Here is a 12751-nt window from a genome sequence, read left to right on the forward strand (position 1 = left end):
TACCCCTAGCAAAACGGATTATGCACATGCCACGGATCGTCATACTCGGTGCCAGCGGATACATCGGCCAACACCTGACTGCCCACCTGAGCCAGAACGGTTTTCAGGTCACAGCCGCCGCGCGCCGCATTGAATGGCTGCAACAACAGAAATGGCAAAACGTCCGCTGTTGTTTTGCCGACGTCTACCAGAGTAAAACGCTGGCCGCGGCCTTTGAAGGGGCCGACGTACTGGTGTATCTGGTTCACGCCATGACGGAAGACGACGATCTGCTGGAAAAAGAGCGGCAGGCAGCCCAGCACACCTTGCTGGCGCTGAAAGAGTCGTCGATAAAACACATTGTTTACCTCGGTTCGATGCAGCCTGAAGACAGCGATTCTCCGCATTTACAGGCACGTAAACTCACCGGCGATCTCCTGCGTATGAGCCATATTCCGGTAACCGAACTGCGTGCGGGCATCGTGATTGGCGCGGGGTCGGCGGCGTTCGAAGTGATGCGCGACATGGTGTATAACCTGCCGGTTCTTACGCCGCCGCGCTGGGTTCGCTCTAAATCTTCCCCCCTGGCACTGGAAAACCTGCTGGTGTATCTGCGCGAACTGGTGGCGTTACCTGCGCAGGGCAATCGCATTCTCGAGGCTGCCGGGCCGGAATACATCAGCTATCAGACGCTGTTCGAACGCTTTATCGCCATGAGCGGAAAGCGCCGCTGGCTGATCCCCCTGCCGATGCCGACATCGTTCGTCTCCGTCTATTTCCTCAGCCTGATTACCTCGGTACCGACGCCGCTGGCAAAAGCGCTTATTCAGGGGCTGAAGCACGATCTCCCTGCCGACAGCGCGCCGCTGCAACAGCTGATCCCACAGGTACTGATCCCTGTTGATGAGGCGATCCGCACTACGCTCGAAAAAGAACAGCAGCAGGTGATGGATTCACCCGACTGGGGATACGACGCCGACGCCCGTGAACGCTGGCGCGCAGGCTACGGCTATTACCCGAAACAGGCCGGATTTACTCTGGAAACGTCTGCCTCGAAAGCCGCATTGTGGAAAGTGGTGCAGCAACTGGGTGGCAGCGAAGGGTATTTTTATGCCAACGGTTTATGGAAAACGCGGGCGAGAATGGATGATTTGCTCGGCGGCAAAGTGAAATATGGTCGCCCCGAACGCGATTTCCTTAAGCCGGGTGACAAAATCGATGGCTGGAAAGTGATTGGTTTGAAACCACAGCGCGAACTGGTGCTGCTTTTTGGTATGAAAGCACCGGGGCTGGGGCGGCTGACCTTTACCATCACTGACAACGGCGAAAGCCGCAGCCTGGATGTGCGTGCCTGGTGGCATCCTGCCGGTTTCCGTGGCCTGCTCTACTGGTTCAGCATGATGCCCGCCCATCAGTTTATTTTCCGGGGAATGGCAAAACGTATTGCCAGCCTTGCACGACAGAAAGATCGTTGCGGGCGATAAAGGGTTATTTAACGCGCTTTCAGACATTGCTCACTCCCTTTCCCATTGCAAGCCGCACAAATTCACGAAAGAATGGCACCCTTATTGCTGCGGGGTGCCATCACTTCACAGCTGACAACAATTTTTCTCCATTTATGAAGGCATTGGCCTGTTTATGAAGGTATTGGTCACCGGCGCGAGCAGCGGCCTTGGGCGCAACGCGGTCGAGTTTCTGCGTAATAAAGGCATCAGCGTCAGGGCGACGGGTCGCAACGCCGCGATGGGCTCACTTTTGCAGAAAATCGGCGCGGAATTTATTCATGCCGATCTCACCACCCTGGTGTCTTCGCAGGCTAAAGCGCTGCTCGCCGACATCGATACCGTCTGGCACTGTTCCGGGCTGATGTCGCCGTGGGGCAGTGAAAAGGAATTCGAACTGGCAAACGTGCGCGCTACGCGACGTCTGGGAGAGTGGTCAGCGGCTTATGGCGTGGAAAACTTCGTTCACATTTCGTCCCCGGCCATCTACTTCGATTTTCATCATCACCGCGATATTCAGGAAGACTTCCGCCCTCACCGCTTCGCCAACTCTTTCGCCCGCAGTAAGGCGGCCGGAGAACAGGTGATCCACACACTGGCGCTCTCCAACCCGCAAACCCATTTCACCATTTTGCGTCCGCAGGGCCTGTTCGGGCCGCACGATAACGTGCTGCTGCCGCGCCTGCTGCAAATGCTGAAATACGGCGGCACGCTGATGCTGCCACGCGGGGGGGAAGCGCTGGTTGACATGACCTACGTCGAAAATGCCGTGCATGCTATGTGGCTGGCAACACAGACTGACGCGACAGAATCGGGGCGGGCATTCAACATCACCAACCAGCAACCGCGGCCATTGCGCACGCTGGTCAGGCAACTGATGGAAAATCTGGACATCAAATACCGCATCCGTTCTGTGCCCTACCCGCTGCTGGATGTGATGGCGCGTGGCATGGAGCGCATCAGCAAAAGCTCGCATAAAGAGCCGGTGCTGACGCATTACAGCGTGGCAAAACTGAATTTTGATCTGACACTCGATACCCGGCGCGCACAGAAAGAACTCGGCTATGTACCGGTGATTTCGCTCGATCAGGGGATTATCCGCACCGCCGACTGGCTGCGTGATCACGGCAAACTTCAGGGCCTGCACGGCATCGGCCCGAAACGCGACTGACCCTTCTCGTCAGCCGCTTTTCTCAGTCATTCTTATCCGGGAACTGCTGCAATAACGTCTGCACAATCGCCTGAGTTTGTGCATCGGCATTGCCGCGGTAGTCGCTCTGCCTGAAATGCATCTGAAACGCGGCAATTACCCGGCGTTGCTGGGCCTGCGTCATGTCATCCGTCACCGTATAACCGTACTGTTTCAGCAAGGCTAACAGCTGTGCCTGATCAACCGGCTGCTGCGGATCGCGCCCGGCCAGTCTGGCCTGCACGATACCGGCGTCCGGCCATGCACCAATTCCGCGCTGAGCCATTTCCTGCCACGGGAACAGCGGACCGGGATCGTCTTTACGCTGCGGTGCAATATCGCTGTGTGCCACCACATTGCGCGGCTCTATCTGATAGCGCGCAACAATTTCTTTGCTCAGGTTAGCCAGCAGATCGATTTGTGCAGGCGGAAAAGGATAAAACTTCTTGCCCAGCAAATGTTTACTGTAGCCTTTATTCTCCAGCTCAATGCCGACGGACGTATCGTTCAAATTGGTCCGCCCGCGCCAGCCGCTGGCCCCCGCATGCCACGCGCGCATCTCTTCCGGCACCAGTTGCCACGCCACCGGCTTGCCCTGTTCCAGCGGCGGTTTGGCCGGGATCAGGTAATGCGCGCTGACGTGTTCATCGGTAAGGGTCGTTAATGCGTTGTGGAAATCTTCAGCAGTGTAATGGATCACCAGAAAGCGGATCCGCTGATCCGCGCCCTGTGCCTGATGAGTCGTTTCCAGCCGGAACGGTGAGTTCACCGCTGACTGGCTGGTGCTCTGGCAACCGGCCAGCAGGAGCAGCAAGGCCGCGCACGCACCGGCCTTCAGGCCACGGCCCATCATTTGCGATGCACAATCACAGCGGTGCCGGAGATGCTGACCATCAGCATACTGGCGTTTTTACCCACGGTTTCGTAATCGATATCCACGCCGACCACCGCATTCGCTCCGCGCTCTTTGGCCTGTTCTTCCAGCTCGCTGAACGCGATTTCACGGGCTTTACGCAGCTCTTTCTCATAAGCCCCGGAACGTCCGCCGACGATATCGCGCACACCGGCGAAGAAATCACGGAAAATATTGGCACCTAAAATCGCCTCACCGGTCACCACGCCGCAGTATTCCGCAATGATGAAACCTTCCAGCGTCGGGGTCGTTGAAATTTGCATGAGTATTCCTTATCAGTTGTCGTCCGGGGTTCATTTAAAAGCGCCTGAATAGCATAAAGTATGCGCAGGGAAAAAACGTATCATTTTCTCTTCGCCATGCATTAAGCCAAATCGGTTTTATACTGTATGGTAAAGAAAGTCATGGTGAAAACGTTCAATCTTTCAGTAAGGAATACAATGAAAAAGAAAATTCTTGCCGCCACCATCCCGCTGGTGCTGATGCTCAGTGCCTGTACCACGGTCGAACCTGCGTATAAGGATATCGGCAGCCGCGCGGCTCCCTGCATCGACGGCGGCCCGGACAGCGTTGCCCAGCAATTTTACGATTTCCGCATCAAACAAGGCGGCAGCGGTGTACCCAATTCCAGCCAGCTGGCCGCCTACCGCCCTTACCTGAGCACCGGACTGTATAACGCGCTGCAAAAAGCGCAGTCCCAGCCGAAAGTGGATATCGCCGCCTCTCCGAACGAGAAAGCCGGTGCCGGTTCTGGTGATGGCGACGTGTTCTCCAGCCTGTTTGACGGGCCGACCTCCGCCTCTGTAGACAGCGCCTCGACCATTCCTAATACCGATGCCCGCAATATTCCTCTGCGCGTGACTTTCACGCATGAGAAAGACAAAGGCGCCTCCAGCACCTGGAAAGATGAAGTTCTGATGGTGCGCGAAGGCACCTGCTGGACTGTCGATGACGTCCGTTACATGGCCGATCTCGACTTCGCCTCAAGCGGCACTTTGCGTCAGGTTTTGGAAAATCAGTAACATTATCCTTTCCTGAATAAACGCAATAACGCGTATGCATAATGTTGGTCAAGGGTGAATAACATCATTGACCAACATCTGCGTCACAGTGGTGCAACAATATCTTGTGCTACACTTTGGCATTCCTGCGGCTACAGATAATTTTTAAGCCGCGATCGTTGCATAACTATGCTGTGGAAGTTACCATCTGCGGCATCAATGGCTATTCACTATTTGCGCATGAGTATTCAACTTAATAGCATCAACTGCTTCTACGGCGTGCATCAGGCGCTTTTTGACATCCAGCTCAACTGTCCCGCCGGTGAAACCCTGGTTTTACTTGGGCCAAGTGGTGCAGGCAAAAGCTCCCTGTTACGTGTTCTGAACCTGCTGGAAATGCCCCGTTCAGGCACACTGCAAATCGCCGGTAACACCTTCGATTTCACCCGCAAACCGGATGAAAAAGCGATCCGCGAACTGCGTCAGAATGTCGGCATGGTTTTCCAGCAATACAATCTGTGGCCGCACCGCACCGTGCTCGACAACTTACTGGAAGCCCCGATGCGTGTATTGGGTCTGACCAAAGAGGTGGCGATGCAACGCGCTCAGAAATTGCTGACCCGTCTGCGACTGACTGATTATGCCGATCGTTTTCCGCTGCATCTTTCCGGTGGCCAGCAACAGCGTGTGGCCATTGCCCGTGCGCTGATGATGGAGCCTCAGGTTCTGCTGTTTGATGAACCGACCGCCGCGCTTGACCCGGAAATCACCGCCCAGATCGTCAGCATTATTCGTGAACTGGCTGGCACCGGCATTACTCAGGTTATCGTGACCCACGAAGTGGAAGTCGCGCGTAAAACCGCGAGCCGTGTGGTGTACATGGAAAACGGACGGATCGTGGAACAAGGCGACGCCTCTGTTTTCGCCCAGCCGCAAACCAAAGAGTTTGCCAGCTACCTGTCCCATTAATTTGGTTGTCTATAAATACATTAATTGATGTTTTCTACGGAGTTAGCGATGAAAAAATTAGTAATTGCCGCGGTTCTGGCTACCGTCAGTTTGTCAGCCAGCGCTGCTGACACCATCCGTTTCGCGATGGAAGCGTCTTATCCTCCGTTTGAGTTTGTAGACTCCAGTAACCAGATCCAGGGCTTTGATGTCGATCTGGCGAACGCCATGTGTAAAGAGATGCAGGCGACCTGTACCTTTACTAACCAGGCATTCGACAGCCTGATCCCAAGCCTGAAATTCCGTCGTTTTGACGCCGTGATCTCCGGTATGGACATCACCCCTGAGCGCCAGAAACAAGTGGCATTCACCAACGCGTACTACGACAACTCCGCCTTGTTCATCGCGCACTCCGGCCAGTTCACTGACGTCGCGGCGCTGAAAGGCAAACGTGTCGGTATGCAAAACGGCACCACGCATCAGAAATACCTGATGGATAAGCACCCTGAAATCACCGCTGTGCCTTATGACAGCTATCAGAATGCCGTGCTGGATCTGAAAAATGGTCGTCTGGATGCGGTGTTCGGTGATACTGCCGTGGTCAACGAGTGGCTCAAGCAGAACAAAAACCTGGCCGCCGTGGGTGACAAAATCACTGACGCGACTTACTTCGGTACCGGTCTGGGTGTTGCTGTCCGTCAGAACAATACCGAATTGCTGACGAAGCTGAATGATGCACTGGCGAAAGTCAAAGCTGACGGCACCTACAAGACGCTGTATTCAAAATGGTTCCAGCAATAAGTTTGCCTATCAATGAATGAATTCCAACCTTTAGCCAGCGCCGCCGGGATGACCGTCGGCCTTGCCGTTTGTGCGCTGATCCTCGGCCTGGTGCTGGCGATGATTTTCGCTGTCTGGGAATCCGCACCCTGGAAGCCGCTCAGCTGGCTGGGCACCGCGTGGGTCACCGTGCTGCGCGGCCTGCCGGAAATTCTGGTGGTGCTGTTCATCTATTTCGGCTCCTCACAGTTGCTGATGGTGCTGGCCGATGGCTTTAGCATCAATCTCGGCCTGTTTGCCATTCCGATCAAGTTGCCCATCGAGAACTTCGAAGTCAGCCCGTTCGTTTGTGGCGTGATCGCCCTTTCCCTGCTCTATTCCGCGTATGCTTCGCAGACATTGCGTGGCGCGCTGAAAGCCGTACCGCAGGGCCAGTGGGAATCCGGTCAGGTGCTGGGCATGAAAAAATCGGCGATTTTCTTTCGCCTGATCATGCCGCAAATGTGGCGTCACGCGTTACCGGGCCTGAGTAATCAGTGGCTGGTGCTGTTGAAAGACACCGCGCTGGTGTCGCTTATCAGCGTGAACGATCTCATGCTGCAAACCAAAAGCATTGCGACCCGCACTCAGGAGCCATTTACCTGGTATGTGATTGCGGCGTGCATTTATCTGCTTGTCACCCTGTTCAGCCAGTTCGTGATTAAACGCATCGAACTGCGTACCACCCGCTTTGAACGGAGTGCTTCGTGATGTGGGAATATTTACCTGAAGTCCTCAAAGGATTGCACACCAGCCTGACGCTGACCGTGGCAGCATTAGTGGTGGCGCTGATACTGGCCATGCTGTTCACCGTGATCCTGACGCTGAAAGTGCCGGTCGTCAGCCAGATCGTGAAAGCCTATATCACGCTGTTTACCGGTACCCCGCTGCTGGTACAAATCTTCCTGATTTACTACGGTCCGGGCCAGTTTCCGTCGATCCGTGAAATTCCCTGGTTGTGGGAAGTGCTGTCACAGCCGTGGCTTTGCGCGATGTTTGCGCTGGCGCTGAACAGCGCGGCGTACACCACGCAGCTGTTTACCGGCGCGGTGCGGGCGATCCCGTCCGGCCAGTGGCAATCCTGTGAAGCGCTGGGCATGTCGAAACCGCAAACCCTGCGCATTCTTCTGCCGTACGCGTTTAAACGTGCACTCTCGTCCTATTCCAACGAAGTGGTGCTGGTCTTTAAAAGTACCTCACTGGCTTACACCATCACCCTGATGGATGTGATGGGCCACAGCCAGCTGATGTATGGCCGCACCTACGATGTGATGGTGTTTGGCGCCGCAGGCCTGGTCTATCTTTGCGTGAACGGGTTACTGACGCTGATGATGCGTCTGATAGAACGCCGCGCGCTGGCCTTTGAACGCCGCAACTGATTCTGATATGCAAAACGAAAGGGACGAGAAATCGTCCCTTTTTTTACATCCAAATTTCGGCGCACATGCTGCTTTATAATTTTTTAATCAAATTTATTGCATATAAATTCATTTAATGGCACTTTAAACGAAGCCTCACTTCCTGCCAGTTAGCCGATTACATTAATAAAATCAGTAAACTGTATCATGAAGGGAATGTCATTTTTTGAACAGGAATGTATTGCATGAAAAAGCTGATCCTCGCTGCCCTCTTGTCTGCCACTGCTTTTGCTGCCACCGCTGCGGATACGATTCGTTTCGGCACATCGGCGACTTATCCGCCGTTTGAATCGATCGGCGCTGACAATCAGATTATTGGTTTTGATATCGATCTGGCGAACGCGCTGTGCAAGCAGATGCAGGAAACCTGCACCTTTACCAATCAGCCTTTTGACGGCCTGATCCCGGCACTGAAATTCCGTCGTTTTGACGTGATCATCTCCGGAATGGATATCACCGAAGAGCGCAGCAAGCAGGTGACGTTTACTCAACCGTATTACGCCAATACCGCGATGATCATCGGGCCGAAGGGCAAATTCGCTTCAATGGCCGATCTGAAAGGTAAACGTGTCGGGCTGGAAAATGGCACCACACACCAGAAATACCTGATGGAAAAACACCCTGAAATCACCACCGTCGGTTATGACAGCTATCAGAATGCGATTCTGGATCTGAAAAGTGGTCGTCTGGATGGCCTGCTGGGCGATACGGCGGTGCTGAACGGCTGGCTGAAATCCAACCCGAATTTAGGCGAAGTTGGCGAGCTTATCAAAGACCCGCAATACTTTGGTACCGGTGTCGGTATGGCAGTGCGTCCTGATAATAAGGAACTGCTGGCGAAGCTGAACACGGCGCTCGAAGGCATTAAAGCGAACGGCGAATTCCAGAAGATTAATGACAAGTGGTTCCCCGCTCACTGATTTCTGTCTGATCCTTCTTTAACAGCCGTCTTAAAAGACGGCTGTTATGCGTAACATCTCTCAAAAATGCAAACCAGCTAAAGTTATTACATTCAAAAAGTGACATCCGTCACACTTAGTTCATGAAATGACTTCTACACTGTGAAACCGTAACTACTTCGAGATCGAATGTTTATGCACGCACGTTTTCACACCGCCTTTGCGGCACTCCCTGAAAATCTGTCCTCCGCGCTTGAGCCGCTTTTGCGACATGATGACTTCCCGGCAATGCTCACCGCGGCTGACGTTGCGCATGTAAAACAGGCGACCGGACTGGACGACGACGCACTGGCCTTTGCGCTGTTACCTCTGGCAGCGGCCTGTTCCGTTACCCCGATATCGCATTTCCACGTCGGCGCGATTGCACGCGGCATCTCCGGCAACCTTTATTTCGGTGCCAATATGGAGTTCGCCGGTGCGCCAATGCAGCAAACCGTTCACGCGGAACAGTCTGCGGTCACGCACGCCTGGCTGCGCGGCGAAACACGTCTGGCTTCCATCACGGTGAATTACACGCCTTGCGGCCACTGCCGTCAGTTTATGAATGAACTGACCAGCGGCACGGCGCTGGATATCCATCTGCCCGATCGTGATGTCGCCACACTCGGCGATTATCTGCCGCACTCTTTCGGGCCGAAAGATTTAGACATCACCACCCTGCTGATGGACAAGGTCAATCACGGTTATCAGCTTGAAGGAGCTGACTCACTGGCTCAGCTGGCGCTGGATGCCTGCAATCAGAGCCATGCGCCTTACAGTCAGTCGCACAGCGGCGTGGCGCTGGAAACCCACAGCGGCAAACAGTTTGGCGGCCGCTACGCTGAAAACGCCGCATTCAACCCGGGCCTGCCTCCGCTCCAGGCGGCACTGATCCTGCTGAATATGTCCGGTGAGGATTGCCTGAAAGTACGCCGCGCCGTGCTGGTGGAAAACGCCGGTGCGCTTATCACGCAAAAAGACGCCACCCGCGCCACGCTCAACGCCATCGGCTGCGGTGACGTCACCACCCTGACCTGCTGATAATTCGTGATCGGCATAACACTAATGACTACGTCGCCGTAGTCATTAGTTACATAACAGTGCCAGATTTGAATTCCCCGTTTCCTCTCTGTTACCCTCATGCCTCTAAAATATAAAAATTAACATTCTGAGCACCGGAAGAGTAAAACGATGGAACTTGAATACGAAAGTAAACGCCCCCTGTATATCCCGCATGCCGGCCCTATCCTGTTAGAATTTCCGTTACTGAATAAAGGCAGCGCGTTCACTGAAGAAGAACGCAACAACTTCAACCTCCACGGTCTTTTACCTGAAGCGGTGGAAACCATTGAAGAGCAGGCAGACCGCGCCTACCGTCAGTTTCAGAATTTCAAAACAGATATCGATAAACACATCTATCTGAGAAACATTCAGGACACCAACGAGACGCTGTTCTATCGTCTGCTGGACAGTCATCTCAGCGAAATGATGCCGGTCATTTACACGCCGACCGTGGGTGAAGCCTGCGAGCATTTCTCTGATATTTATCGTCGCGCCCGTGGCCTGTTCATCTCCTACCCGAACCGCGCGCACATCGACGACATGTTGCAAAACGCCACCAAACAGCACGTTAAAGTGGTGGTCGTGACCGACGGCGAACGCATTCTTGGCCTGGGCGACCAGGGCATCGGCGGCATGGGCATTCCGATCGGTAAACTGTCACTGTATACCGCCTGTGGTGGCATCAGCCCGGCCTATACCTTGCCGGTGGTGCTGGATGCCGGTACCAATAACCCGCAACTGCTCAATGACCCGCTGTACATGGGCTGGCGTCATCCGCGCATCACCGGCGAAGAGTACGATGCCTTTGTGGATCAGTTCATTCAGGCGGTGAAAATTCGCTGGCCAAATGTGCTGCTGCAGTTCGAAGATTTCGCCCAAAAAAATGCGATGCCGATCCTCACCCGTTACCGCGATGAGTTGTGCTGCTTTAATGATGACATTCAGGGTACCGCGTCCGTGGCGCTGGGCAGCCTGATTGCTGCCAGCAAAGCCGCCGGTGGCAAGCTGAGTGACCAGACCGTTGCGTTCCTCGGTGCAGGTTCTGCCGGTTGCGGGATCGCCGAGCAAATCGTCGCACAGATGAAATCCGAAGGTCTGAGTGAAGAAGAAGCGCGCGGAAAAGTCTTCATGGTAGATCGTTTCGGTTTACTGACCGACAAACTGCCGAACCTGCTGGATTTCCAGAGCAAGCTGACGCAAAAAAGCAGCACGCTGGCCGGCTGGGGAATGGAAAATGACAGCATTTCACTGCTGGATGTGGTGCGCCACGCCAAACCTACCGTGCTTATTGGCGTCTCCGGCCAGCCGGGACTGTTCACCGAAGAGATCATCCGCGAGATGCACAAACATTGTGCGCGCCCGGTGGTCATGCCGCTGAGCAACCCGACTTCCCGCGTGGAAGCCACACCGGCGGATATCCTCAACTGGACCGACGGTGCCGCACTGGTCGCCACCGGCAGCCCGTTTGCCCCGGTCAATTACAAAGGCAAACTCTATCCTATCGCGCAGTGCAACAACTCCTTCATCTTCCCTGGCATCGGGCTGGGTGTCATCGCCTCGGGCGCAACCCGCGTCACCGATGGCATGCTGATGGCTGCCAGCCGCACGCTGGCCGAGTGTTCCCCGCTCGCTACCGAAGGTACGGGTTCTCTGCTGCCGGACGTGGATGATATTCAGGGCGTCTCAAAATGTATCGCGATGGAAGTCGCCAAAGCCGCGCAACTGCAAGGTGTGGCGATGGTAACCTCAGAAGATACGCTGTCAAAAGCGATCGAACACAACTTCTGGGCTCCTCAGTACCGCACGTACAAACGTACGTCGTTCTGACGGAGTAATCAGACTGACCTGATCCTGACCAATGCCTTGTGCATTGGTCTTTTTTTTGGCGAAAAATGCAACTCTCTACGCATATCACTAAGTAATTCACTGAAAAGCGCTGAAAAAAACGGCGAAGCCCGAGGATGCAGACTTCAACGTATTGCGTCACCCTGACAGGTACAGTAGCCTTGGATCCGATTTCCATCCGATCATAAACAGGGATAACTATGATTAAGCGAATTATAGCTGGCATTACCGGCATCTTTATTCTGATGCTGGCGGTCGCTATCGGGCTTGATCGGTGGATCAGTTTGCGTACGCAACCCTACATTTATGACGAAGTGCAGTCGTTACCGCACCGTCAGGTCGGCGTGGTGCTCGGTACCTCCAAATACTACCGTACCGGCGTTATCAATCAGTATTATCTCTACCGGATCCAGGGCGCGATCAACGCTTACAACAGCGGCAAAGTAAAATATCTGCTGCTCAGCGGTGATAACGCACAACAAAGTTACAACGAACCGAGCACCATGCGTCGTGACCTGATCGCCGCCGGGATCCCTTCCAGCGACATCGTGCTCGACTACGCCGGTTTCCGCACCCTCGATTCCATCGTGCGCACCCGCAAGGTGTTCGACACCAACGATTTCATCATTATCACCCAGCGCTTCCACTGCGAACGCGCCCTGTTTATCGCCCTGCACATGGGCATTCAGGCGCAATGCTTCGCCGTGCCTTCTCCGAAAAATATGCTCAGCGTGCGCAGCCGTGAGATCTTCGCCCGCCTCGGCGCGCTGACGGATTTGTATTTGCTCAAACGCGAGCCGCGCTTCCTGGGCCCGCTGATCCCGATCCCTGCCATCCACAACGTTCCCGATGATGCTCAGGGCTATCCTGCCGTCACGCCGGAGCAGGTTCTGGCATTGCAGCAGCAACTGGAAGCTGAGAAAAAAGCCGCCATCGCCAAAGCGGCAGCCGAAAAGGCCGCTGCTGACAAAGCCGCAGCCGATAAAGCCGCGGCGGATGAAGCACAAAGACTGAAAACGGAACAGGAAGAGAATGACGCGGCGCAGGATGAAACCGAAGAGGTTGAACCAGCGGCGAAGCCCGAACCGGCGAAACCGGTGGGCAGAAATCCTTTCAGGCAGTGATCGCAGGACCACG

Annotated in this window: 13 protein-coding genes; 11 read left to right on the top strand and 2 right to left on the bottom strand. The window is 54.6% G+C overall.

Translation table 11 applies throughout. The features are described from left to right. Nucleotides 1-20: 20 nt before the first annotated feature. Complete coding sequence (locus tag ACO0U8_RS11255) at nucleotides 21-1463, top strand: DUF2867 domain-containing protein (protein WP_056769213.1); 1443 nt, start codon at nucleotides 21-23, stop codon at nucleotides 1461-1463. A gap of 154 nt (nucleotides 1464-1617) precedes the next feature. After that, entirely contained in the window at nucleotides 1618-2652 is a 1035-nt protein-coding gene (locus tag ACO0U8_RS11260) for an NAD-dependent epimerase/dehydratase family protein (protein WP_056769211.1), read from the top strand. 22 nt (nucleotides 2653-2674) lie between these two features. Here the strand turns inward: ACO0U8_RS11260 and ACO0U8_RS11265 are convergent, their stop codons facing one another. Together ACO0U8_RS11265 and ACO0U8_RS11270 are read right to left on the bottom strand one after the other, a co-directional pair. Then, nucleotides 2675-3523 carry an N-acetylmuramoyl-L-alanine amidase gene (locus tag ACO0U8_RS11265; RefSeq protein WP_421670799.1) on the bottom strand — a complete coding sequence of 283 codons (849 nt, stop codon included), beginning with the start codon at nucleotides 3521-3523 and terminating at the stop codon, nucleotides 2675-2677. Further along, nucleotides 3520-3846: a heavy metal-binding domain-containing protein gene (locus tag ACO0U8_RS11270; protein WP_056769207.1), complete on the bottom strand. Its 327-nt coding sequence runs from the start codon at nucleotides 3844-3846 to the stop codon at nucleotides 3520-3522. Before ACO0U8_RS11270 ends, ACO0U8_RS11265 begins: the two co-directional genes overlap by 4 nt. Before the next feature lie 177 nt (nucleotides 3847-4023). Here ACO0U8_RS11270 and ACO0U8_RS11275 point away from each other — a divergent pair, with 177 nt between their 5' ends. The 9 genes from ACO0U8_RS11275 to sanA all read left to right on the top strand — a co-directional run bounded on the left by ACO0U8_RS11275 (nucleotide 4024) and on the right by sanA (nucleotide 12738). Continuing rightward, nucleotides 4024-4605 (top strand): lipoprotein, encoded by a 582-nt coding sequence (locus ACO0U8_RS11275; protein WP_122094727.1) that lies wholly within the window; start codon nucleotides 4024-4026, stop codon nucleotides 4603-4605. Nucleotides 4606-4824: 219 nt separating this feature from the next. Then, on the top strand, nucleotides 4825-5553 hold the full coding sequence (artP, locus tag ACO0U8_RS11280) for an arginine ABC transporter ATP-binding protein ArtP (protein ID WP_122095604.1): 729 nt from the start codon (nucleotides 4825-4827) through the stop codon (nucleotides 5551-5553). A gap of 48 nt (nucleotides 5554-5601) precedes the next feature. Further along, nucleotides 5602-6333 (top strand): arginine ABC transporter substrate-binding protein, encoded by a 732-nt coding sequence (gene artJ, locus ACO0U8_RS11285; RefSeq protein ID WP_056769202.1) that lies wholly within the window; start codon nucleotides 5602-5604, stop codon nucleotides 6331-6333. Nucleotides 6334-6345: 12 nt separating this feature from the next. Then, complete coding sequence (gene artQ, locus ACO0U8_RS11290) at nucleotides 6346-7062, top strand: arginine ABC transporter permease ArtQ (RefSeq protein ID WP_056769200.1); 717 nt, start codon at nucleotides 6346-6348, stop codon at nucleotides 7060-7062. Further along, nucleotides 7062-7730: an arginine ABC transporter permease ArtM gene (artM, locus tag ACO0U8_RS11295; RefSeq protein ID WP_056769198.1), complete on the top strand. Its 669-nt coding sequence runs from the start codon at nucleotides 7062-7064 to the stop codon at nucleotides 7728-7730. The genes artQ and artM overlap by 1 nt, the downstream gene beginning before the upstream one ends. 224 nt (nucleotides 7731-7954) lie before the next feature. After that, a complete protein-coding gene (locus ACO0U8_RS11300; protein WP_122094725.1) occupies nucleotides 7955-8689 on the top strand; it encodes an arginine ABC transporter substrate-binding protein in 735 nt (244 codons plus the stop codon). A gap of 174 nt (nucleotides 8690-8863) precedes the next feature. Further along, a complete protein-coding gene (gene cdd / locus ACO0U8_RS11305) occupies nucleotides 8864-9748 on the top strand; it encodes a cytidine deaminase (RefSeq protein ID WP_056771803.1) in 885 nt (294 codons plus the stop codon). Nucleotides 9749-9898: 150 nt separating this feature from the next. Then, entirely contained in the window at nucleotides 9899-11596 is a 1698-nt protein-coding gene (locus ACO0U8_RS11310; protein WP_421670800.1) for an NAD-dependent malic enzyme, read from the top strand. Nucleotides 11597-11814: 218 nt separating this feature from the next. Beyond that, nucleotides 11815-12738 (top strand): outer membrane permeability protein SanA, encoded by a 924-nt coding sequence (gene sanA / locus ACO0U8_RS11315; RefSeq protein WP_056769193.1) that lies wholly within the window; start codon nucleotides 11815-11817, stop codon nucleotides 12736-12738. The last annotated feature ends 13 nt before the right edge of the window (nucleotides 12739-12751 follow it).

The organism is Rahnella sp. EDr1-12 (assembly GCF_049206505.1).
In the GTDB taxonomy this organism is placed as follows: domain Bacteria; phylum Pseudomonadota; class Gammaproteobacteria; order Enterobacterales; family Enterobacteriaceae; genus Rahnella; species Rahnella rivi.

Excerpts from the sequence above, each read along its gene's own strand:
- ACO0U8_RS11255 (WP_056769213.1), top strand. The coding sequence starts at position 21 with ATGCACATGCCACGGATCGTCATACTCGGTGCCAGCGGATACATCGGC.
- ACO0U8_RS11260 (WP_056769211.1), top strand. The coding sequence starts at position 1,618 with ATGAAGGTATTGGTCACCGGCGCGAGCAGCGGCCTTGGGCGCAACGCG.
- ACO0U8_RS11265 (WP_421670799.1), bottom strand. The coding sequence starts at position 3,523 with ATGATGGGCCGTGGCCTGAAGGCCGGTGCGTGCGCGGCCTTGCTGCTC.
- ACO0U8_RS11270 (WP_056769207.1), bottom strand. The coding sequence starts at position 3,846 with ATGCAAATTTCAACGACCCCGACGCTGGAAGGTTTCATCATTGCGGAA.
- ACO0U8_RS11275 (WP_122094727.1), top strand. The coding sequence starts at position 4,024 with ATGAAAAAGAAAATTCTTGCCGCCACCATCCCGCTGGTGCTGATGCTC.
- artP (WP_122095604.1), top strand. The coding sequence starts at position 4,825 with ATGAGTATTCAACTTAATAGCATCAACTGCTTCTACGGCGTGCATCAG.
- artJ (WP_056769202.1), top strand. The coding sequence starts at position 5,602 with ATGAAAAAATTAGTAATTGCCGCGGTTCTGGCTACCGTCAGTTTGTCA.
- artQ (WP_056769200.1), top strand. The coding sequence starts at position 6,346 with ATGAATGAATTCCAACCTTTAGCCAGCGCCGCCGGGATGACCGTCGGC.
- artM (WP_056769198.1), top strand. The coding sequence starts at position 7,062 with ATGTGGGAATATTTACCTGAAGTCCTCAAAGGATTGCACACCAGCCTG.
- ACO0U8_RS11300 (WP_122094725.1), top strand. The coding sequence starts at position 7,955 with ATGAAAAAGCTGATCCTCGCTGCCCTCTTGTCTGCCACTGCTTTTGCT.
- cdd (WP_056771803.1), top strand. The coding sequence starts at position 8,864 with ATGCACGCACGTTTTCACACCGCCTTTGCGGCACTCCCTGAAAATCTG.
- ACO0U8_RS11310 (WP_421670800.1), top strand. The coding sequence starts at position 9,899 with ATGGAACTTGAATACGAAAGTAAACGCCCCCTGTATATCCCGCATGCC.
- sanA (WP_056769193.1), top strand. The coding sequence starts at position 11,815 with ATGATTAAGCGAATTATAGCTGGCATTACCGGCATCTTTATTCTGATG.